Genomic DNA, 23,143 nt, shown 5'->3' with positions numbered 1-23,143 from the left:
AAGGCCGAATAATCATTCACTAAAAAAATCTCTCATTAAAAAAAATATTTTTTCTCCCATTAAACCTAAGAAAATGGAGAATAGAACAAATGTCCTACCCTCCATCTATTTATCTATCTTACAAAGAAGTAGATTCATTTTTTAAAGCAAGAGATTAATCTTGTTCAACTTTTGTAATTCTAACCTGCATGTCACCACCAGGAGTAGCAATTGTGACTTCATCCCCAACTTTTTTACCAATCAAGGCTTGGGCAATTGGTGAATCATTCGAGATTTTACCAGAAAACGGATCTGCTTCTGCACTACCTACAATCGTGTATTTTTCTTCTTCATCATCAGGTAATTCAACGAATGTAACGGTCTTACCGATAGATACTTCATCAGATGCGACACCATTATTACTAATAATTTGTGCAAAACGAATCATATTTTCTAAAGTAGTGATACGGCCTTCAACAAAGGCTTGTTCATCTTTTGCAGACTCATACTCTGAGTTTTCGGAAAGGTCTCCAAAACTACGAGCAACTTTGATCCGCTCAATAATTTCGCCACGTTTGACTGTTTTTAATTCTTCTAATTCTTGTTCTAATTTCTCTTTTCCTTCAAGTGTCATCGGAAATACTTTTTCTACCATGTTATTTTCTCCTTTTATATGTCTCAAAATAATCGCAAAAGGTAATCTTTTACGGAATTGTCCAAAAAAGATTACCATGCTTTCGTCAAAATGTAAATGCTTTATTTTATTTTCTTTTATTTATTGACGTACTCTTCTACATATTCCATGTGTTCTTCGTACGTTTTTGCAAAATAAACTTTACCGGTATCAATATCCGCTACAAAATAGTAATAATCATTTTCCGTCGGATTTAAAACAGCTTGAATCGCTTCTTCACTAGGATTATCAAACGGTCCTGGACCATATCCTGTATTTAAATATAGATTGTACGGTGAATCTACAGCTGTATCTTCATAAGTCACTAATTCCTTGTGTTCACCTAAAGCATAAAGAATCGAAATATCCGATTGTAAAGGCATATCAACAGCTACTCGATTAGCAAATACCTGCGCAATATTCTTTCTATCGCCCTCTTTAACGCCTTCTTTTTCAACCAATGAGGCAATTGTTAAGACCTCATGTAAAGTCATATTCTTTTGTTGAATTTGCTCCAAATACGGAGTGAGAACTGTGTTACTCTTATCAACCATTTGAGTGACGATATCCTCAAGTGTGTTGCTATTGTAATAATCGTAGGTTGCTGGATACAAATAACCCTCTAGTCGATAACGAACGCCCTCAGCTTTTGCTGCCCCCTCAAGTAATTGTGGGTACTGCTCTTTCAATTTAGTAAAAAATGCTTCGTCTTCCATTAATGCTAGAAACTCTTTTTCACTATATTCGGTTACCTTCGCAACTTTCTTAGCGACCTGCTCAACATCATATCCTTCAGGAATGGTTAAACGTTTATCCGCTACATCAACAGGCGTTGGTGAGCCACCTTCCTCCAGTAACTTACCAATCTCATCCAGCGTCATATTCGGTGCCATTTGATAAAAGCCTGCTTGAAATCCCGTGTAGTTTTTAAATTTAGTGTAATAGTTAAACACTAAGCCACTCTTAATTATCTTACTTTTTTCTAAAACATCGCCAATCTCTTTGTTTGAAGAGCCACTTGGAATCTCAACTTGTACTAATTGTTCATTCTTCGCATTTAACGGCTTCAAACTGCTAGAAACGTACCGGTAGGCAGAAAATCCTAAGATGCCTCCTACAAATAATAAAACCAGTACAATGATCAAGACAATCTTATTAACAATCTTGTCTTCTTTTTTTCTTTGTTGGCGTCGGCGTACTTTAGTATCCACGGGATAAATATCCTCTTCTTTACGATCATATGGAACAAACGCATCCTCTTCCGGAGCTCTCAGATTATTCCGTTGGCTCCGTGAACCAACGGAGTCCTGCTCTTCAATTGGCTGTTCGCCATTATCTTGTGTATTTATTTCAGTAGAAAATCTAGAAAAATCGTTCTCTTCGTAGTCATCTGGCTCCTCAGGTGATTGCTCATATGCGCCATGCAGAGAATTTAAAATTTTATCTTTAAATGATTCTTCTTCTGGATGTTGTTTTCGCTCATCAGTCAAAACAACTCCTCCTTACCTTCATGTTTATAACTTTAACTATTATACATGAAACTCGAATAAAGGGGAACAAGAATCATAAAATAGCTTGTAATACTTTAGCACCTCTCTTATTTAGTTATAAAACAAAAACTTTTAGTTCCGATTTTGATAATCAAGTCAGCGTAGATGCTTAACTATACGTTTCAATAAATGAATATTTTCAGTGTGACTGTGATTTTTTTCACTGATTTTTATTTTAAAAAACGGGAAAATCACTGGTGTTGTGAGACTATACTGAGCAAACTTTATCCTCCTATCATCTTGGATAAAAAAGTTTCTGACAACCACTGTCTCTATGATTTTTAGTTTTCCATTCAATTTTGATGCCGCCTGTATATCAGTATCTTCATACAAATAGCCCGTATCATTGGATAGTTCAAATTGAAGTCTGATTTGCAATCCAGAAATAGTAATGGCTTTAATTATTACTTTATTCCCCTTGCTATTCTCCAAACCGGAATTTGTTTTAAAAGGTACTTTATACTTTTTAATTGCCGTCATATAATTTACTCGTAACTCAGGTAACCGTTGGGTCGTAATTGCACTATCATCTACTTCTGAGAACAATTCATTTGATTTATCATAAAAATAAATTCTTTCTTCTTCTGATAATTTATCCAAACCGCACAAAGCATTCTTGGTTAAAAATAAACTGTAGTGGTTGATTACCAAATACTGAATATACGGAATTACCTTTCCATACATCTTTTTAGACAGTTCACACAGAGCAAGATAACCATATTCTATAAGCAAGCCATAACGATAGCTTTCTTGCCATGAACGGTTCGTTAAAGAGCCCTCAATAACATTATAATAATAGGCAGCTTTAGAAACAACACCATAGTAACGAATATCTAGTAATAATTCATTTATAAAATAAGCATCTTCCCATGATTGAAGATTTTTTTTAAAACTCAAGTTTTGTTTATCCAGTTGTTGTTTCCTGAAAAAAGCTCCCCCCATATGAAAATGAATCATTTCAGGCTGATTTAAAATATCGATGACTTCCTGTTTATCAGTAAAACGATAATTTAAATTATGCTCACGTTTTAAAGAACCTGTTTTATATATTAATTTAGTAACTGCCATGGAAATCTCTCTGTGCTTGCCAAAAAAAGCAATGACTTCTTGAAAGCAGTTATCACTTATCTCGTCATCTGAATCAATAAACGTAATAATTGAACTCTCACTTGATACCATTGAAAACCCAGCATTTCTGGCACTTGATGCTCCAGCATTTCTTGTCTTCTTATAGCGGATTATTTCAGGGTATTTATTTAAGTATTCCATACAGAGCCTCTCAGAACCATCTGAACTCCCATCATTTACTAGGACTACTTCGAATTTTCCTGACTGTCTAAAAATACTTTCTAATGTTTTTCTCAAAGTTTTTTCAGCATTATATACTGGTATGATTACCGAAATTAACATCATCGTCTCCTTAACTATCTAAATCAAGAATCGCCTCATATACTCGTTTAGAATTCTCATGATCCGTATATTTGTAAAAATTAGTTGTTCGTTCAAAATATTGACTAGGATTATTAATTAATTGATTTTCTACAAACAGACTCGAGACATAATTTTCTATCCCATTTAATTCATGAATTACTGGTCCAAACCCCATAGTCTCATACTCGAAATACCCATCTTTTAAATGATTTTCATCAAATTGATAATAGATAATATGCTTATTCAACAAGGCAAAATCAAAAGCAATGGATGAGTAATCTGTAATCAAAATTGCTCCTACCGAAAATAATTCTGAATAAGATACATCATGATCAATAGTTTCGATTAAGTCACTTGACACAGGAATATCGATTAATTGTTGTCTAATATTTGGATGGGGAACAAACTTCATTTTGTACCCAGTTCTCTTAAGTAAATCAATCAATTTGGGACTGTTTAAAAATTCTACTAATTTTTGACAATACTCTGAATCTTTAAACGAACTATTATATTCTCTTTCGCCTGTTTGACGATTAATTTTATTTACTAGTGGGTTCCGCCAAGTTGGCATAAACAATATTAACTTCTCAGTTTTACTAACCAATTTATCAAACCTAGGGAAACCTAAATTGAAAATCTCTTCTTCTGTATAATTATAAGGTTCATCTATAAATGATTGATACTCGTAATCAGAAGTAGTTAATAACATTCGGATATTTTTTTTATATTTATTCAGCCAGTCCGACATATCATTTTTTGTTACCCCGTGCTGTAAAAATACGTAATCTTGATCCATCAAATCATTATAGAACTTTCGGTTTCGTCCGAAAGGATTGTATACATATTCATCGGCATGAGATGAGATCACTTTGTCAGCAGTTAAATATTGTAAAATATGCGCGATTGATCCATATTTAATAACTTTTCCATATTGCTTTAATTGTTCAAAATCTTTAGAAAATGAATTGATGATGAAAACTTTATCGATGTCATCCGCCTTATTTGAACAATACTCAAAAAGTGCCTGGGCGTTGTCTCCAGCTTCCTGTATTCGTTCAATAAAAATCCATTTTTCTTTTTTCTTTTTGTTTCTAATAAACGTAGCCATTAATCTATAGAGTATGACTTTTAATATAAATTTCTTATTTTCACGGTGTAGTAATCGGTAAATATAACTGTTTCTATACTGCTTAAGCAGCTTTTTCGAGGTTACATCCACTTTAATTGTTGAACGATCATCATCTATAAACAACATGATTCCATGCCTCTCATAAATTTTCGCCTCGCTATCTTTAAGATATGAAAAGTTTCCGTAAGAAATCTTAGGGACAAATTTTTTTCCTTTATACTTAATTATAAAACTAATACTACCATATTTAACTCCTTCAATTTCATAAGGTAATTCAACTCTAAAACCGTTATATTCTTTAATCAATGTATCAACAAAATATAGATTTTGAACATATCTATCTACAGCTACTGTTGGATAGACTTTCCCCTGAAAAACAACTGATATTTCAGCTTTTTTTAAGTCAAATGGCGTCCCGATATTTCCTTCAATCTTTATTTTTGATTTGGTAATTTGAATTAAGTCAACAGAGATTTTTTGCTCAGATAAGCAAAAAATATTGGGTTCCCCTAACTCATTTTCACCAATAACCATTTTGTAATCATTATTTTCTTCATATTCATGAAAGAAATTATTTTCGCTATTTTCTTTTAAACTAAGCAAGAATCGTTTATATTGGAAAGATAATTTCCTCAACGATAAAATTGTTCGATCTTCGATATAAAATAATATCTCTTTTATTATAGCAAAAAGTTCAATTAATTCATCCTCCGTCAATTTGGCAACATTATTACGTATCTGGATGCGCCACCTTAAGTCATAGAGAACAGTATACTGTACATATTTAGGAATAGTTTTTTCTTCCCCATGCATCTTTAAATGTTTTTCAATGACCGCCAAACTAAATTTTTTAAAATAGTCTGTATACCAATTCTTATCCATAGGGCCTGTTTGGGTAGCGGAAGTCTTTCGGCGTCGATATTTATAATGACAAGTTGTAACCACACCATAACAGTCTTTTTTTCCAATAATATTCATTATAAATTTTGCGTCTTCAGCGTATTTCATCGTTTCATCGAAGCGCTCTTCTTGAATAGCTGTGCTCTTAAAGAAAGAACTTGGCGATGACATTTGAATATAGTCAAAATGCTCTTCTAAATCAATCAAACCATCCTCAACAAATTTATAGTTAAGCGGGTGAGGCCCTCTCGAATCACCAAACATCATCATCGGAATTGACACAACGTCAACTTTTGTGTAGTGTTGTTCAAAAAATTTGTAAACATCTGACAAAGTGGATTCTGATAGACCATCATCTGGATCTAAAAAGTTTATATACTTACCTGTTGCTACTTTTAATCCTTTGTTTCTAGCTCCTGCGACACCATAATTTTTACTATCAATAAAAACAACATTATCCGGATATAATTTTTTTAATTCCAGGCAAATCTCTTTTGAGTGATCAGTACTCCCATCATTTACCAGAATAACTTCAACCTGATTCATCTTCGAAAACTTTTGACTCATCAGGCTTTCGACAGCCTCTTTTACATAATTCTCCACATTATAGACTGCCATAATGATTGAAAAAATCTTCCTTTTATTTTCCAATTTGATACCTCCGATTAGACTTTATCACTTTTTATTAGAGTCACAATTCTTTCGGCAGCTTTGCCATTTTCCCATGCACAGAATCTATCACTAAACTGTTTATATTTAATCGAGAACGCTTCATAATAAGTCTCCACATAAAATTCTTTCAAATATTCTAGTAGTTCTTCTTCTGTCAGTGCAATAGGTCCTGGAACTTCATTATACTCGAAATAAAATCCTCTTAGATTATCCTTGTAGTGTTCAAAGTCATACGGATAGAATAGCATGGGGCGCTTTAGATTCGCATAATCGAACATCACTGAAGAATAATCAGTAATCAACAAATCACTAATCAAGTATAAATTACTAATATCCTCGTCCACCAAAATTTTCACACGATCTTCGTAACCCTGGATATCAATCGAGTCTCGCACAAGGTAATGAGGTCTGATAATGAAGACATCATTTGGATTCATCTGATCTAAGATATTTTTTAATGAAAATGGCATATGAAACTTATAGACACCTTGTGAGACAAAATAATCATCCCGCCAAGTTGGCGCATACAAGATTACTTTCCCCGAAGTTCTACCCAATATCTTCTCTTTCAATCTTAGAATCGACTCAGTATTGTTTTCCGTATATAAAACATCGTTCCTGGGATATCCAATTTCCAAACATGCATTTTTAAATTGAAATGCTCTTTTAAAAATATCCTCTGAATACTGGTTTGGCGCGATAAGATAGTCCCAGCGAGCTGCTTCCTCAGAGAATTCTTGTTGATATTTCTTAGTATCATTCCCAGGGATATGAACTTCTTCAATATCTAAGGCTAATTTTTTCAGAGGCGTCCCATGCCATGTTTGAATGTAAGTCGTATTTTTATTCTTTTTTAACCATACAGGCATTCTTGAATTAAAAATCCAAAATTTAGCACGAGGCAACAGCTTCAACCACTGTAAAGAAAATCTGGTTACAATTGAAATTTCAGGAAATTGCCTGCGTGTCTCTTCAACAAATTGTGGCTTTATACTCCAAAAAATTTTAAAATCTCCAGCAGGCTGATCTAATAGTTTTTGGTAAATAGCTAATGGATTATCCCCTGGAACTTTTCCATTAAAAGACTCGAATATAATTACTTGCTCATCAATTTGGCGCTTCGTATTCAGATTAAATAGTATCCTGTATCCTTGACTAATTAACTCTTTGGCAAATTTTTTTAATCGATTCATACTGACCCTTCTTGCTTTCTCATTTTCCATAGTAAACTTCGCCACATAAAGACTGGTAACTGGAAGATACGCCCGATTCGTTTTGGATTACTTAAGGAGCGATATAACCATTCTAAATGATAATCGATAAAAAATTGTGGTGAACGCTTGACATGTCCGCTGAACACATCGAAGCTTCCGCCCACATCTTGAAAAATCGAAACATCTAACTGCTCCACATTTCTTGAAAGCCATTGTTCTTGTCGCGGAAATCCTAATCCAACAAATAAAAAATCAGGCTTTTCTTGATTTATTTGGCTAACAATCTCTTGCTCAGTCAAATTTGTATAGCCATCAATTGCACCAGAAATAATCAGGTTTGGGTATTTATGCTGGATATTTTTGACAGCGTCTGCTATAACTTCTGGCTTTGCCCCATAAAAAAAGACTCGCTTCTTATATTCATTTGCATAAGCTAAAAATTTGGTCATCAATTCGATTCCGGCAATGCGGCTAGTGATTGGTCCTTTGGTCAATTTAGAGACTAGTACAATACCGATTCCATCGGGAATTCGATGTGTACTTTGCTCGATAAACGAAACAATTTCAGGATATTTCTTCGCTTCTGTCACAATCTGCGGATTCACGCTAATCGCAGTCATCTTCTTTTTATTTTTTAAATAGACAGAGACGTCATTCAGTATTTCCTCATAAGTTAACGCATCAACGGGGATGCCCATCATGTTGTCTTGCTTCATATTTTTTCCTCAATTCGTTTGATTAATCGCTGTGTTGCTTGCCCATCATTATATTGATTCCATAGAGAATTAAAGGCTTCAATCTCCTGTGGTTCAGCACTAACAATTTCCTTTGTTAATTGCTTTTGTGTTTGAACTATTGTACTAGGTATCCAGCTTTCAAAATCCTCTTGGATGCCTACCTCTTTTTGATAACTGTCCATATCATAACAAAAAAAGAGAATCTTTCCGTTATCCTTGACCAGTGTATATTCAAAAGGTACTGATGAATAGTCAGTAATCAGGCAATCTACAAAGGGTAAAAACTCCTGTAAGGTAAACCCTCTCATATCAGAAGAAATGCTCATCGATGTAGCAAGTCTTTCTTGTAATTGTTCATCATGGGGATGCGCTTTAGCAAAAATCACCCATTCATCGCCTAACTCGTTGGCCAAGCGCTCAAAATCAAGCGGATTTTCTGAAGTTTTCTCACGGTAAGTAGGTGTATACAATACTATCCGTTTCTTTGCAAGATCTGAAAAGACCTCAGAAAAGCGAGCTTCCTGCTGCCTACGCCAGCTACTACTCAATAAATGATCAGAGGTTGGATAGCCAATTTTTAATAGTTGGTCAGAGGTTGCCAGATAGCTTTCTTGAAAAATAGTCCCCATTTTATCAGAGCCTACTGCGTAATGAGTATATTTTTTATAGACTTTTTTATAACGTTTTTTATCTGAAGCTGAACGATTTTTAGCATAATTTGCTTCGATGCCGAACTTTTTAATCGCACCATTTGCGTGCCATAGTTGAATAACCTCAGTCGTAGGAGCGAAATCAATTGCTCCTAAAAAAGCAAAATAATTATCACATAGCACGGTAGAAGCACCTTTAACTAGAGGAACCACCTGAGTAAATAATTCGCTAAAACGATCAATCGAATAAATAGTGCTCCCTTTACTTTGAAACTTCTGTGCCAGACTGAAAGAATTGGCTGTATAGCAAATAACTAAACGACTTCCAAAATAAGCCGAAAGTTCTTCCAACACCGGCTCACTTGTACTTGGAAAACTCAGCAAGTAAACAATCTTGTCATGCGTAACGCGACTACTTTTCGCTTTCGCCTGTACAAGTAATAAATAGCTGGATTTAATTAACGACAGAAACCCGTCCTTCATACCCCACACTCCAATTTAAAATCATTCTTCATTTTACAGTAAATTCACTAAAAAGAAAATGCTTATAGCGCTTTTGTCGTCATACTTCTCAGATTGTAAAGATTTTGCAACAATCCGCGTCACTTACACGACTCGGCTCAAAAAAAGATGAAAGAGTTTACTCCTTCACCTTCAGCTTCTATTATTATTCAAGGTTCCCTCAATTTGTCTAATTGCCTGACTATCTATAATTTATTACCTCTAGCATTTCCGCTTTTTCACTTGTTTTCGGTTATAATCACAGGTTTATGAGGACGTATTTCTTCATTAGCTTCTTAGATAAGCCTTCTTAGATAGCCCTCTTACTTACCTATTTTTACATTTACTTATAATAGTAGCTTTTTGTCTCAACGTGTCTATTTTAAACACTCCACTTTCAGTTGAGCAATCTAATGTTTCCTTTTGTTTTTAGCTAGGACTTCTTGACGGTATTTTCGATTACCGATAAATTTTAGGGTCCGCATTAATGGTTGGCGATTTTCACCGACCAGACCGATTAACTCGATGAAGAGTTCTAAGCCAATGATACTGCTGATAACGAGTAGAATTGTCCCCCAAGTACTAGCATAGTTCATCAATAATGCAATAAATGAGAAGAGCATCGCTAATGCATAAATCGTTAGGACAGCGCCTCTATGGGTAAAACCTAATGACAGCAAACGATGGTGTAAATGCATTTTGTCAGCTGAAGAGATTGGTTGGCGATTAAATTTCCGACGAATCATTGCATACACGGTATCTGTGATTGGTACGCCTAAAATAAACATTGGTGTCAGCATCGTAATAAAGGTTGCATTTTTCAGTCCTTGTAGCGAGATTACCGAGACCATAAAGCCTAAAAAGAGCGCCCCTGTATCGCCTAAGTAAATCGTTGCTGGATAAAAATTAAATGGGAAAAACCCGGCAATCGATGCAACTAAAGCAAAGATCATCATGGCTACATAAGCGCCGACATTTGGTAAAAAGAAATAACTGATAATTCCGATTGTTACCAAGGCAATCATCGAAACCCCTGCGGCTAAGCCATCCAGCCCATCAATTAAGTTGACTGAATTTGTGATGGCGAGTATCCATAAGATCGTCACTGGTAATCCTAACCAGCCAAGCTCAAAATGTCCTAATAAGGGTACCGCAAATGATTTAATTTGAATACCTGCATAGAAATATACTTCCAATGCAGCAATCAATAAACCTAGCATCTTTTGATACGGCTTTAGTTCCAATATATCATCAATTAGCCCTGTAATAACCACAATCAGCGCTCCGAGGATAATCGGAAAGGTCGTCGCAAAGTCGAAGATATCTCTGTATAAAAACAACACAGCGAAACTAAAGGATATAAATATACTTAACCCACCAGCTGTCGGCATCACTTTTGTATTAATTCTTCGAGCACCCGGCTTGTCTGTAGCACCAATCTTGAAGGCCAACAGTTTAATGAAGGGGGTTAATACCAAAGAGATAACCAGGGTAATAAATAGTCTCACTATAAATTTAAACGCAAACTCCATAGCTGTTCTCTCTTTCTGATAAGCTATTTTTTCAATTTAAAAATGGCTTTAATTTTTTTTAGCGCAAGGCTAACCACACTTTGACGTTCTTCAATCTCCGCACCGCTCAAATATTCCTGCACTACGGCATTAATAATACCGCCTAAAATTAGAATGGTTGCCGAAAAATTAAGCCATAGCATCAAGACAATAAAACTTCCGATGATTTGATAGCCGCTCACTTTTGAAGCAAAGAAATGGGCATATATACCAAAGACTTGTGCAAGTAACATCCAACCAACTGTCGCAAAAATAGCTCCTGGAACAACCGAACGAATCTTGACTTTAGCATTTGGAACAATCAAAAAGATCAGCAGCATAATGAAGAACAAAGCGAGCGAGACAACTGGCCATTTTAAAGTCTCAAAAGTATCAATGATTTGAGTAGGGAAATCAAAAATTGGTTGTAAGAAAGCCAATACCATATGGCCTAATCCGAGAATCCCTACCACCCCAACGATGGCAATCATGAATAAGACGATTACCCCAAGTGATAAGAGCCGAACAACGATAAAATTCCCCCGTTGCTCTACTCCATAAGCCTTGTTCATCGCTGTTTGTAGTGCATTGATACTTTGACTGGCTGACCATAAAGTGGCGATTGCTGAAATAGACAACAATCCCCCAGATTCCTGTGTTAATAAGTCCTGTATAGCAGGGCCTAAGAAATTATAAATCTGTGTTGGCATTATCTCTTTAACGTAAGGTAAAACGGTATTAGGATCGATTCTTAGATAGGGCAAGATATTGCCAACCGCAATCAGCAAAGGAAAAATAGACAGCAACAAATAATAAGCGACGACGACTGAGGTTACGCCCATCTCAGAATCCTGTATTCTCGTTTGCGTCGTTTCAATAAATCGCATTAACTTCTTATTTTCTTTGAATTTATTTATAATCCCCATACCGAGCCCTCCGATCGAAGTTTTAGTAGGTTCCTTCTTCCCCTTGAGAAGTTAAAATTTTCGGTCCATCTTTCGTAATCGCAAATGTATGCTCAAATTGACAGCTTAGACCCCCATCTCTCGTATAAGCAGTCCAACCATTTGGATCCATTTTCATCTTCCAAGTACCTGTATTGACCATCGGCTCAACAGTAATCACCATGCCTTCTTTCAATCTCAAGCCTTTACCTGCCTCACCATAATGAGGAATCGCTGGACTTTCATGAATGGTTGGGCCAATGCCGTGACCCACAAAATCGCGGACAACTGCCAAATTTTCACCTTCAACATAAGTTTGAATGGCATGACCAATATCGCCAATCCGGTTACCGACTTGAGCTTGCTCAATCCCAATATATAAAGCTTTTTTTGTGACTGCCATTAAATGATCGATTTCGGGCGTACTTTCACCAACAACATATGACCAACAAGAGTCAGACATCGCCCCTTTGTAGTCGACACACATATCGACTTTTATTAAATCGCCATCTTTTAAGGCTTTTTTACGTGGAAAGCCATGACAAATTTCGTCATTTATACTGATACATGTTGCATATTCATAACCTTCAAAACCAATCTGAGCAGCAACCGCCCCATGATCTTCAATATATTTTCTAACAAAAAGCTCAATATCCCAGCTTGTTATTCCTGGTTTAATAAATGAACGTAAACTTTTATGGACACCTGCCAAAATCTCGCCTGATTCTTTCATCGCTTCAATTTCTCGTGCAGATTTTAATGTAATCATATTCTCTCGTCCCCTTTTTCGAATTCTATCTATTTTACCATAGACTTTGACTGATAGACAAATGAGGAATTTGTAATATTTAATCTGCGGTTTTCTTTCTGAAACGCTTTTGATATAATCATCAGTAGAGTGCAGCCTTTGTGCTGAACCCCGAATAATAAATGAGCACTTATTTAAAGAGACCCAGTAGGAGGAAGTTTCATGACTTTAGCAAAAATTGTTTATGCCAGTATGACAGGAAATACCGAAGAAATCGCTGATATCGTCGCCGAAGCGTTTGAAAATATGGATTTTGAAGTGGAGATCGACGAATGTACTCAAGTCGATGCCGAAGATTTCACAGACGCAGATATCTGTGTTGTCGCGACTTATACTTATGGTGACGGCGAATTACCAGATGAAATTGTTGATTTTTATGAGGATTTACAAGAAGTTAATTTAGCTGGAAAAATCTTTGGTGTCTGTGGTTCAGGCGACACATTTTACGATGAATTTTGTAAATCAGTCGATGATTTTGAAGCAGTCTTTTCAAAAATTGGCGCAGTTAAAGGGGCAGAATCTGTCAAAGTTGATTTAGCTGCTGAAGAAGAAGATATCGAAAAACTTGAAGCTTTCGCTAAAGCATTAGCGGAAAAACTTCAAGCCTAGTCAAAAAAAAGGAGGATGACAATAATTTGTCATCCTTCTTTTTTTAATAAACGGTGCTACAGAAATGGTTCCTGTCACAACCTCTTTTTTAAATAAAGCATCTTAAAAATTAACTTTAACTGGACTTTCATCACTAAGAATATGATCAATCGTATCTTGAATGAGTGCTTCAATCTCATCATCCGTCAACTGGATAATTCCAGAAGTCATTAATGAAGCCACACCCGTGGCCACAATCCAAGTACCCGTGTGCAATGACAAAATCCGTTCCTCTGTCAACTGATTAAAGGTTGGATCTTTTTTGATGATTTCTAAAAAGCATTCATATGAAAATTCTTGCATCTCTTCACCTGCACCCGTATATTCCAGATACAATGCTCGATACAAGCCACTTTCATTTACTGCAAAATGAATGTAATTCAGCGCCAAGTCAATGAGGGGTTTCCCTGTGTGGACCGCTTGAAAAACATCTTCGGATAAATAGCGATGAAGCTGTTTGTATAACTCATCCTTTAAATCATCCATGTTCTTAAATTCTAAATAAATCGGTTGTGTAGAGCACTTCATCTTGTTTGCAATGTTACGAGCTGTAAAACGAGAAAAACCTTCGGTAGCAACTACATCATGAGCAGCTTTTAAAATCTGTTCTCTGGTTATGGTTTTTTTTCTTGCCATAATTTTTTAATCTCCTTATGCAATGTCAACAACGCTTTCAACAAGTTTATACGGTTATTGTAACACGTTTTCTCTGTATAAAAAACATGTTTTTTAATAACACTGATTTCCGTTTACCAAACACTCCTCTTTAACAAACCTTCTGTCCCTTCATTTAAAATATTCTCATCAGACTTAGCTAAATCTAATTTTTTTATTTGTTCTCCTACCGGTTAAATGTTATCATATTCATGTTTAATAAACTATTAACTTTCAGGAGAGACAGAGATGACATTAGAAAATTTTAATAAAAACTTAGAGAAATATGCTCGCTTAATCGCCGAAGTTGGCGTAAATGTTCAAGATGGACATACTGTAGTCCTACAAATCAGCGTTGACCAAGCGCCTCTAGCACGTTTGATTACAGCCGAAGCTTATAAATTAGGTGCTGCTGAAGTACAAGTGCAATGGACTGATGAATTCGTTCAAAAAGAATTCTTAAGCTTTGCCGATGAATCAAGAATTTCTAAGATTCCACAATACAAAATTGATCAATCAGACAGCTGGGTTGAACAAGGAGCTAGCCGCATCAGCGTGGTCTCTTCTGACCCAGGTGCATTAGCTGGTGTCGATTCAGATCGCGTGGCTGCTTATCAGATGGCTGCCGGAAAAGCTATGATGAATCTGCGTAAAGCAACACAAGCAAACAAAGTTAGTTGGACAGTTGTTGCTGCTGCAAGTCCTGGATGGGCAAGTAAAGTCTTCCCCGATTTAGCGACAGAAGAAGAACAAGTGGATGCCTTATGGGATGAAATTTTCAAAACCACTCGTATCTATTCAGCAGACCCAGTAGCCACTTGGCAAGCCCATGATAAAACATTAGCAACAAAGGCTGCAGAGCTAAATAAAGAACAATTTACTGCTCTTCACTATACGGCTCCAGGAACTGATTTGGTAATTGGCTTACCTAAAAATCATTTATGGGAAGGCGCAGGTAGCTTTAACGCACGAGACGAAAAATTCATGGCAAATATGCCTACAGAAGAAGTCTTTACTGCCCCAGATAGTCGTCGCGTCGATGGCTATATCTCAAGCACAAAACCATTAAGTTATGCTGGTACAATTATCAGTGGCATGAAATTCACATTTAAAGATGGACGCGTTGAAGATTTTTCAGCAGAGCAAGGTCAAGAAGTCTTAGCGAAGCTATTGGATACGGATGAAGGAGCGAAGCATCTCGGAGAAGTGGCTCTTGTACCGGATCCGTCACCAATTTCTCAATCAGGCATTATTTTTTATAATACCTTATTTGATGAAAATGCTTCAAATCATTTGGCTTTCGGATCTGCTTATGCTTTCAACTTACAAAATGGCACATCAATGAGTGAAGAAGAATTAGCTGAAGCTGGCCTAAATAGAAGTCAAACACACGTTGACTTCATGGTGGGCTCAGATAAAATGAATATTGATGGTATCCGTGAAGACGGTAGCCGCGTACCCGTTTTCCGCAACGGCGACTGGGCATAGAGTCAGCTTTCTATAATTTTTAGATAAAATCACGAGTGAGAAAACCTTCAGTTAATGAAAGGGTTTCTCACTCGTTGTTTTGTTTATGGAGCTACGATAAAGGTAGAGACATATCATACCAAACTTCACCCGCATGCACAGACTCCGAAATACCTATAAGTTGATAATCAAACTTCTTGTAATAGGGAATTAAAGGCTCTAAACATGTTAAAGTAATGGCAGCTCTCTTACGCAACATACTTTCCTCTTTTAGCTGTTCTAACAAACGGCCGGCTAGACCGAGTCCTCGGTGGTCAGGATTTACCGCCAAACTTAAGATTGTCTGAATCCCTCCATATTGAGGATTCTCGACAGTTTTCTCAAATAAATCATCTGTTAAGAATTGACTAGTGATGACTGGCCCGACCACATAACCAAGAATAGTTTCTCCATCGACTGCCAGCAGAAAGCTATCTGGAATCAGCCGAATTCGTTCTAACATGGCTGTCTTAGTTGCGGCTTCTTCTTTTGTAAAACTTGCCTGTTCAATCGCCATAATTTCATCAATATCTTCTAGTCTTGCCCTTCGAAAAATACAGTCCATCATTTTTTTATTCACTCCTCTATCATTTGGGTTGGCCGTCAAATCCCCTTTTAAAGCCCATTGATTCGCGTTATTTTTATCAATAGGTTGCCCTCCTGTTTTAGTTACGTTATCCTAAGTCTAAGGGAAAAATGAGGAGATGTATAGAATGATTCAAGTAAAAGAACTAACCAAAGAGCATCTGGATGCTTGTGTAGATTTAGCCATGGCAACTTTTACTAAAGAGCCTTGGAATGACGTCTATGAATCACGGGAACAAGCTCTAACTTTCTATCAGAACCATTTATATAATAATTATTTCTTAGGCTATATTGCCGTAATCGAAGAAAAAATTGTGGCACTTAGCATCGGTATGAAGAAACCATGGATTCAAGGAATGGAGTATTACATCGATGAATTTTGCGTTGACTATAATCGTCAGGGCCAAGGTATCGGCACAATCTTTATCAACGAAATTATTAAAGATTTGGAAAAGAAAAACTTAAATGCAATTATTCTGAATACAGAAAAGAATTATCCTTCCACAGACTTTTATCTAAAAAATGGCTTTACTATTCAAAAAGAACTGATCGTGCTAACGCGTTAACTTGCATAAAAATAGAAGAGTAATCCCCTACTTCATGAGGGATTACTCTTCTTTGATTTACTTATTTAATAATGACAGGTACGTTTTCAACAAGAACGCTTAGCTTCTCAAGCCTCGGCCTTTGTTAATTAAATACCAGCTAACAGAGTAAAGAACCACAATAAATAACACTAAAATAGTCACTGACAAGAAGACAGGCACATCGGTTGTGCCTAAAAAGCCAAAACGAAATCCTGAAATCATATAGACAATTGGATTGACTTTTGAAATAGCTTGCCAAATTGGTGGTAACATTGAGATGGAGTAAAATACGCCCCCTAAATACGTTAGCGGTTGTAATACAAAGGTTGGCACAATCGATACATCATCATACGATTGGGCAAAAATCCCATTGATTAAACCAGCTAGTGAGAATAAGATGGCCGTCATTAGTAAAGTCAGAATGACCATCGCCCATGAATGAACATGTAATGGTACAAAGAATAAGGAAATGATCGTTACTAACGAACCAACTAAGACACTCCGACCGACGCCACCAATCACAAAGCCCCAAATAATCACATGCGTTGGAACTGGTGCAACTAATAGTTCTTCAATATTTTTCTGGAATTTTTGCGAGAAAAAGGAAGACGAAACATTGGCATACGAGCTAGTAATAGCTGACATCATAATCAGTCCTGGGACGATAAATTCCATATAAGAAAAGCCGCCCATCTCCCCAATTCGTCCACCAATCATCTTACCAAAAATAACAAAGTATAAAGAAGTTGTGATAACAGGTGGTACCAGTGTTTGTACCCAAATTCGTAAATAGCGATTGGTTTCTTTTACAGCTAAACTTTTTAAAGCAGTCATATATAAATTAAACATTTTTTTCCTCCACATGATGAGATTCATCGGTAATCTTTAAGAATAATTCTTCTAAACGATTCGATTTATTTCGCATCGAAAGAACTTTAATTCCTTGCGCCGTTAATTGTTCAAAGATTGCGTTGACCCCTTGATTCCGCTCCACTTCCACCTCAAGCGTTAATTCGTCATCCATGACACTCTTGTAACCGAGAATTTCCGGCTGTTTTTCAGAAGGAGCCAAATCAAAGATAAAGGTTTCAAATTGCAGTTTGGCCAATAAAGATTTCATGCTGGTATTTTCAATTAGCTCCCCTGTCTGGATGATGCCAATATTACGACACAACATTTCCGCTTCTTCCAGATAATGGGTGGTTAAAATGATTGTCGTACCTTGTTCATTTAATTCCTGTAAAAAGGCCCACATTTCTCTTCTCAATTCGATATCGACACCCGCTGTTGGTTCATCTAAAATCAGTAACCGCGGCTCATGCATTAAGGCTCTGGCAATCATCAATCGGCGTTTCATCCCACCAGAAAGCATTCGGGCCCGGACATTTCTTTTTTCCCAGAGATTCGATTGTTTTAGATATTTCTCACTACGCTGCATCGCTTCTTTGCGTGAAACCCCATAGTAGCCCGCTTGATTAACCACAATTTGTTGAACTGTTTCAAAAGGGTTAAAGTTAAATTCCTGTGGTACCAAGCCAATCTGTTGCTTGGCTCTCACCAAATCTGTATCCAAATCATAATCAAATACCCGCACACTACCTGAAGTTTTATTCACCAATGAGGTGATAATCCCAATTGTCGTTGATTTTCCTGCGCCATTCGGTCCTAATAGTGCATAAAAATCGCCTTCTTTGACGGTTAAATTAATTCCCCGTAAGGCTTCCACACCAGTCGCATAAACTTTTTTTAAATCAATAATTTCAAGTGCATTTGTCATTTCTTACTCTCCTAACAACCTCAATTTTACTTTTCTTATAAATATTTGAAGAAAGTCAATTTCTCCATTTACAATGCTCATTCATTTAATCATTGTCTCTCTGTTCAACAGAATCAGTCTTTCCCGTAAATTACTTCGCTGGATCTGACTGATCTCCCACTGAAAAAAGTTGCGTCATAGTAACCATAAAATGATTAACAAAGTCTTCTTTCAACGAATAATAATGCCACTGACTCTTTTTACTCACCGAAACGATACCGGCTTTTTCTAAGACTTTCATATGATGGGATAAAGTCGGCTGAGTAAACTCAAAATGCTCCAGCACATGACAGGCACACATCGTGCCTTTTGATAAGATATGAATGATTTTCACCCGGTTTGGATCAGACATCGCCTTTAGCACTGAAGATACCTCTTCATATTTCATAGTAAGCCTCCTCACGTAGATAACTGCCACTATCCAATATAGATAAACATCTATATACTGTCAAGAAAAAGAGAGCTAGCTACTAAAAATAATCAGTTTCAGTCAAAAATACTCACAAAAAGTCTATAGACCACTGACGAAAGAGCTCGAACGAACTTCTCTTCATCATAGCCTATAGACTTTTTTAAATTGACCTATTTATAACTTATTCACAACAAAATGCTTGATTTTTCGCCAAATAGAACGGACGTAAATACGCTACTGTATTCGATAACGGTAAAATATCGTCACTTAATTGGATATTTAACACGTCTTTGATATAGCTTCTGCGCGTCACAATTCGTTGCCATAATTCAGGATACTGCACTTTAATTTCTTGTTGTAATTGGCTATCAGCAATCGCCACACATTCTTCTGCACTGACGCCTGTATAGCCTGGTACAGATGGAATAATATCAATCTGTAAGATCATACCACTTTTCAGAACTTCTTCTGATTCACTATAAATAGGTGAAGACATCCACTCCTCATCAGCAACTAAATGACCAGGATTCAAATGCCAATGGTAAGTATCTTTTGGCAAAACCTCTTCGATTGTTTGATAAATTTCGTTACCTTTTACGCCAACTTGAACGGTTTCCAACCAAGTAGCTACAGCTTTATAGTAAGGCTTCGCAACTCGCTCTAAATAATCTTTTTGTTCAGTAGGTAGTTGACTTTCATCTGAAATCACGAAACCTGTCCGACTAGATAAGCCACCTTTAAACGCCGTTGTCATGGATAATGGATCACCCAACTTAACTTTTTTATGCGTCGGATAAATCACGGCATTTTCAAATCGTTGCCCAGTTGCGGCAATCGTCACAACCGTATTTTCTTGCCCTTCGGCAGTCAATAACTGCCCCAATTCCGCTTCACTGATTCCCGGTTCAACAGCATCCATCGCTTGCAAAATACACGTTGAAGAAAGATTCGCACCATATTCATAATGGGCAATTTCATTTGGATTACTAGTTGTTCGAGCACCCTCTTCACCAATCAAAAGAAGGGCAGCATTTTCCAAACTCGCTGTTTCCGCTAGACTATTCTTGATCGCATCCACGATGAAATAAGGCATATCAAAGTAGTTCGCGCCGTTAGTCTGCTTCGGCGTAAACATCTTCCAAGCAACTAAGCCGACTTTCTTTTTAGCAGCCAAGCCAATCTCAGCAAATAAGTTCTCTAAAGGCTGCTCATTATCCATCGGTTGATTTGGTAAAGAAAATAACGGACTATGCTTCAACGTCACAGGAATTCTTGAAACCTTAGCCATTTTCAAGTTTTCGTTCCCTAAAATGACCGTTGCTTGCCCTGTTTCTTCTAATACTAACAGACCTTCCTCGAAACGCGGAATAAAGCCGGTTAAGTATTCAAAATTTCCACCATGCTCTTTATCCGCATAAATAATCAACGTATCAAAGCCGGTTTCTTTCATGCGAGCTACTACTTTTTCTTTACGATGTTGCATCGTTTCATCTGTTAAGACAGTTGGCGCTACCTCTTTATATGTTGTCGGCGCTGTGATTGTCTTTAATTGAATTGTTTTATCTATCATTTTTTGTTCACCTCATAATTAATTCTTTTCTTAGTATATCTTCCATTCACTCTTCTACTAATCATTCTCATCAAACGACTCAGTCTCTGTTGTTTCTGTTACATTCTCCAATTCGTCTTATTTAAGATAACATCAAATGTAATTCTTGTGAACAGCGACTTTATCAAAACTTTATTTTCACTATATTAAGACTTTATTCTGCTTTGCTATCCTTGTGTCAGATAAAAATTTACTAGGAGGCAAATTTCATGAATGAGATTACTATCAAAAATTTAAGCAAGCGGCATCGTCAGAAAACAATTTTACAAGGTCTTTCTTTTATCGCTCAACCAGGGAAAATCACGGCTTTCCTTGGTCCGAATGGTGCTGGGAAAAGTTCAACGTTGCGGATTTTATTAGGGCTCGATGCACCTTCATCGGGTACGGCTTTATTTGACGGAAAAAATTATCGACATCTAGATAATCCTCTGCAAACTGTGGGTGCGGTTTTCGATGGCTTAGGTGGCTTGCCATCTCGAAAAATAGCGACTCATTTGAGAATAATTGCTTTGAGTAACCAACTACCGAAACAGCGGATTGATGAGGTCTTAAAAATGACGCAGCTCTACGAAAAAAGACACGCCAGACTCGGTACACTTTCTTTAGGTGAAGGGCAACGTCTAGGACTGGCCTGTGCTTTACTAGGGGATCCACAATTTCTAGTCCTCGATGAACCGACTAATGGCCTCGATCCATTAGGCATGCGCTGGTTCAAACGGTTTATTCGTCAGCAAGCTGATCTTGGCAAAACCATTCTCCTTTCTTCTCATTTTTTAGCAGAAGTTGAAGAAATTGCTGATGAAGTAGTCGTTATTCATCAAGGGGAAATCCGAGCGGCTGGTCCTCTATCACTGGTGATGAAAGATTTAACTTCCTTAGAAGATGTCTTTTTTACTCTCATGCAGGAGGATCAATCAGATGAAAACTTTTAATAATCTCCTCAAAGTTGAATTTTATAAACTATTTACAACAAAAGCGGTCTGGATTGTTGCCGGATTAGTATTATTCATCCAACCGTTACTTGCCATGATCAGCGCAAGAGAACTCATCCATCTTGGACTTGATGCGACACCTTTAACCCATCCTGACTTAGCGCAAGCAATTCCGCCAAAAGAATATCTGGCTTTCTATGATATCTTACCCTTTGGCATACTCCCGATGGTTGTTTTAGGCAGTCTGTTAGGGGCAACTGAGTATAAAAATCATCAGCTACGCACAACCTTTTTAACCTGTGGCAAACGAACAGCCCATTTTATTGTAAAACTAATCAGTATAGTCTTCAGCAGCTTGCTGATTTCTTTTGTTGCTATTTATGCAACCATCGCTGTAACTCATTTGACGCTGGGAAATATTGGCTTGCCACCGATGGCATTGAGTGACATCACTTGGCGACACATCGCCTATGGAGTATGCGAATGGACTTTTTTGACAGTGATTGCTTATTTACTTGCCATGATTTGCCGTAATGCGTTGGTTCCGTTGCTCTTTCTGATTCCTCAAGTTTATGGACTGGCAACTTTACTGGCCTCAAAAAATGTCTGGGGAACGTATCTGCCTGTGGCTGCTGGCAAGCTTTTAACTGCTACCCCAACGGATTCAATGGTTCACCAACCTGTCCAAGGGCTACTGATTTTGAGTGTGTGGACACTGATTTTAGTTGCCAGCGCTCACCGATTATTTACCCATAAAGATTTAGGAGGTCTCTATTAATGACTTCACTATTAAAAAGTAATACATTAAAATTTGTCTCTTCCCGCTGGTCCCTTTGTGGCTGGTTCAGTGCTGTTTTGATTCCACCGATTTTTTTATTTTTCACCCTCAACGCACAACCAGAAATTCAGGCTTTTTCTGAACAATCACTCACTGTTTACTTACAATTTCTCTCCCTCGCTCAGCTAGGAATTATTCTTGCGGCAGCAAGCTTCATCGGTGAGGAGTTTACTCGTTCAAGTATGCGCACCACACTATTAATCTGCCCCTCTCGAATAAAATTAATGCTGGCAAATGGACTAGTGATTCTACTGAGTACATTCATCGCCTTTTTTCTAGCCAATCTGCTCTCTTTACTGGTGCTCGCGAATCAGCTGTCGAGTAGCGAGTCGATTTACAGTTTATTATTCTTAAATCATCTCGTTCAGGTAATCCCGACTATTCTCAGCTGGTTATTTCTAGGATTGATTTCAGCGAATCTTGCCCTGCTATTTCAGTCACTCATTGCACCGATTGCTAGCTTATTTCCGCTGATTTTAGGTCTGAGTCAAATGATCCTTAGCTTCACAAAACTGGCTATCTATCTACCTGATCTAGCAGTCAATAATCTCTTTCAACTGACACAACACCCAATTTTTTTAGCACCATTTGAAGGAGTCTCCGTGCAATTCATTTGGTGTCTCAGTTTGGCTATTCTGGCCGGTTTCTTCTTTCAAAAACGCGCGTTCCGTTGATAGATGACTTTAAGAACTGTTATACTATAAAGACAAAACTTGCTTATCTGTCCTACTGATGTACTGTAATGAGGTATCGCTAAAAAAGAGGTCTCATACAATCAAATGAACTAGTAAATGGACGGTTTACAAAAGAAATATATA

The 23,143-nt window shown here is 37.0% G+C and carries 22 protein-coding genes; 6 read left to right on the top strand and 16 right to left on the bottom strand.

Going from position 1 to position 23,143, the window contains the following annotated elements; translation table 11 throughout:
• Positions 1-154: 154 nt before the first annotated feature.
• From greA to map, 10 genes are all read right to left on the bottom strand, one after another.
• Positions 155-634: a transcription elongation factor GreA gene (gene greA / locus BAU15_RS08870; RefSeq protein WP_161842384.1), complete on the bottom strand. Its 480-nt coding sequence runs from the start codon at positions 632-634 to the stop codon at positions 155-157.
• A gap of 116 nt (positions 635-750) precedes the next feature.
• Entirely contained in the window at positions 751-2,142 is a 1,392-nt protein-coding gene (mltG, locus tag BAU15_RS08865) for an endolytic transglycosylase MltG (protein ID WP_161842383.1), read from the bottom strand.
• Positions 2,143-2,298: 156 nt separating this feature from the next.
• Positions 2,299-3,612 carry a glycosyltransferase family 2 protein gene (locus BAU15_RS08860; protein WP_161842382.1) on the bottom strand — a complete coding sequence of 438 codons (1,314 nt, stop codon included), beginning with the start codon at positions 3,610-3,612 and terminating at the stop codon, positions 2,299-2,301.
• Between the two features lie 10 nt (positions 3,613-3,622).
• A complete protein-coding gene (locus BAU15_RS08855) occupies positions 3,623-6,280 on the bottom strand; it encodes a bifunctional glycosyltransferase/CDP-glycerol:glycerophosphate glycerophosphotransferase (protein WP_161842381.1) in 2,658 nt (885 codons plus the stop codon).
• 47 nt (positions 6,281-6,327) lie between these two features.
• Positions 6,328-7,527: a CDP-glycerol glycerophosphotransferase family protein gene (locus tag BAU15_RS08850; RefSeq protein WP_161842380.1), complete on the bottom strand. Its 1,200-nt coding sequence runs from the start codon at positions 7,525-7,527 to the stop codon at positions 6,328-6,330.
• Complete coding sequence (locus BAU15_RS08845) at positions 7,524-8,264, bottom strand: WecB/TagA/CpsF family glycosyltransferase (protein ID WP_202622724.1); 741 nt, start codon at positions 8,262-8,264, stop codon at positions 7,524-7,526. The genes BAU15_RS08850 and BAU15_RS08845 overlap by 4 nt, the downstream gene beginning before the upstream one ends.
• Positions 8,261-9,418, bottom strand: coding sequence for a CDP-glycerol glycerophosphotransferase family protein (locus BAU15_RS08840; protein WP_161842379.1), 1,158 nt, complete (start codon positions 9,416-9,418; stop codon positions 8,261-8,263). Before BAU15_RS08840 ends, BAU15_RS08845 begins: the two co-directional genes overlap by 4 nt.
• A gap of 428 nt (positions 9,419-9,846) precedes the next feature.
• A complete protein-coding gene (locus BAU15_RS08835) occupies positions 9,847-10,968 on the bottom strand; it encodes a glycosyltransferase family 4 protein (protein WP_161842378.1) in 1,122 nt (373 codons plus the stop codon).
• A 23-nt stretch (positions 10,969-10,991) separates the two neighbouring features.
• Positions 10,992-11,912 carry a YihY/virulence factor BrkB family protein gene (locus tag BAU15_RS08830; protein WP_161842377.1) on the bottom strand — a complete coding sequence of 307 codons (921 nt, stop codon included), beginning with the start codon at positions 11,910-11,912 and terminating at the stop codon, positions 10,992-10,994.
• A 22-nt stretch (positions 11,913-11,934) separates the two neighbouring features.
• Positions 11,935-12,699 carry a type I methionyl aminopeptidase gene (gene map / locus BAU15_RS08825; protein WP_161842376.1) on the bottom strand — a complete coding sequence of 255 codons (765 nt, stop codon included), beginning with the start codon at positions 12,697-12,699 and terminating at the stop codon, positions 11,935-11,937.
• A gap of 201 nt (positions 12,700-12,900) precedes the next feature.
• Here map and BAU15_RS08820 point away from each other — a divergent pair, with 201 nt between their 5' ends.
• Positions 12,901-13,347 carry a flavodoxin gene (locus tag BAU15_RS08820; protein ID WP_161842375.1) on the top strand — a complete coding sequence of 149 codons (447 nt, stop codon included), beginning with the start codon at positions 12,901-12,903 and terminating at the stop codon, positions 13,345-13,347.
• Positions 13,348-13,449: 102 nt separating this feature from the next.
• On the opposite strand, the gene BAU15_RS08815 is transcribed toward BAU15_RS08820, so the two are convergent.
• Entirely contained in the window at positions 13,450-14,022 is a 573-nt protein-coding gene (locus BAU15_RS08815; RefSeq protein ID WP_161842374.1) for a TetR/AcrR family transcriptional regulator, read from the bottom strand.
• Between the two features lie 267 nt (positions 14,023-14,289).
• On the opposite strand from BAU15_RS08815, the gene BAU15_RS08810 reads away from it, so the two are divergent.
• Entirely contained in the window at positions 14,290-15,528 is a 1,239-nt protein-coding gene (locus tag BAU15_RS08810; RefSeq protein ID WP_161842373.1) for an aminopeptidase, read from the top strand.
• Positions 15,529-15,619: 91 nt separating this feature from the next.
• Here BAU15_RS08810 and BAU15_RS08805 read toward each other — a convergent pair whose 3' ends face one another.
• Entirely contained in the window at positions 15,620-16,114 is a 495-nt protein-coding gene (locus BAU15_RS08805) for a GNAT family N-acetyltransferase (RefSeq protein ID WP_337247993.1), read from the bottom strand.
• 145 nt (positions 16,115-16,259) lie between these two features.
• Between BAU15_RS08805 and BAU15_RS08800 the strand changes: the two genes are divergently transcribed.
• The gene (locus BAU15_RS08800; protein ID WP_202622723.1) at positions 16,260-16,697 is read left to right on the top strand and encodes a GNAT family N-acetyltransferase; all 438 of its coding nucleotides are present in this window, start codon (positions 16,260-16,262) and stop codon (positions 16,695-16,697) included.
• Positions 16,698-16,796: 99 nt separating this feature from the next.
• On the opposite strand, the gene BAU15_RS08795 is transcribed toward BAU15_RS08800, so the two are convergent.
• The 4 genes from BAU15_RS08795 to BAU15_RS08780 form a co-directional block, all read right to left on the bottom strand.
• A complete protein-coding gene (locus tag BAU15_RS08795) occupies positions 16,797-17,567 on the bottom strand; it encodes an ABC transporter permease (protein WP_161842371.1) in 771 nt (256 codons plus the stop codon).
• Complete coding sequence (locus BAU15_RS08790; RefSeq protein WP_161842370.1) at positions 17,560-18,495, bottom strand: ABC transporter ATP-binding protein; 936 nt, start codon at positions 18,493-18,495, stop codon at positions 17,560-17,562. The genes BAU15_RS08795 and BAU15_RS08790 overlap by 8 nt, the downstream gene beginning before the upstream one ends.
• A gap of 130 nt (positions 18,496-18,625) precedes the next feature.
• A complete protein-coding gene (locus tag BAU15_RS08785) occupies positions 18,626-18,922 on the bottom strand; it encodes an ArsR/SmtB family transcription factor (RefSeq protein ID WP_161842369.1) in 297 nt (98 codons plus the stop codon).
• A 205-nt stretch (positions 18,923-19,127) separates the two neighbouring features.
• Positions 19,128-20,513, bottom strand: a complete 1,386-nt coding sequence (locus BAU15_RS08780; RefSeq protein WP_420022124.1) for a M24 family metallopeptidase — start codon at positions 20,511-20,513, stop codon at positions 19,128-19,130.
• 251 nt (positions 20,514-20,764) lie between these two features.
• Here BAU15_RS08780 and BAU15_RS08775 point away from each other — a divergent pair, with 251 nt between their 5' ends.
• The 3 genes from BAU15_RS08775 to BAU15_RS08765 are packed head-to-tail and all read left to right on the top strand — an operon-like array spanning position 20,765 to position 22,999.
• Positions 20,765-21,487, top strand: coding sequence for an ABC transporter ATP-binding protein (locus tag BAU15_RS08775; protein ID WP_161842367.1), 723 nt, complete (start codon positions 20,765-20,767; stop codon positions 21,485-21,487).
• Positions 21,474-22,265, top strand: coding sequence for an ABC transporter permease (locus BAU15_RS08770; RefSeq protein WP_161842366.1), 792 nt, complete (start codon positions 21,474-21,476; stop codon positions 22,263-22,265). Before BAU15_RS08775 ends, BAU15_RS08770 begins: the two co-directional genes overlap by 14 nt.
• The gene (locus BAU15_RS08765; RefSeq protein WP_161842365.1) at positions 22,265-22,999 is read left to right on the top strand and encodes a hypothetical protein; all 735 of its coding nucleotides are present in this window, start codon (positions 22,265-22,267) and stop codon (positions 22,997-22,999) included. Before BAU15_RS08770 ends, BAU15_RS08765 begins: the two co-directional genes overlap by 1 nt.
• Positions 23,000-23,143 lie beyond the last annotated feature (144 nt).

It is taken from the genome of Candidatus Enterococcus huntleyi (assembly GCF_009933175.1).
Classification (GTDB): Bacteria; Bacillota; Bacilli; order Lactobacillales; family Enterococcaceae; genus Enterococcus_K; species Enterococcus_K huntleyi.
This window is presented reverse-complemented; position numbering and strand designations above follow the sequence as displayed.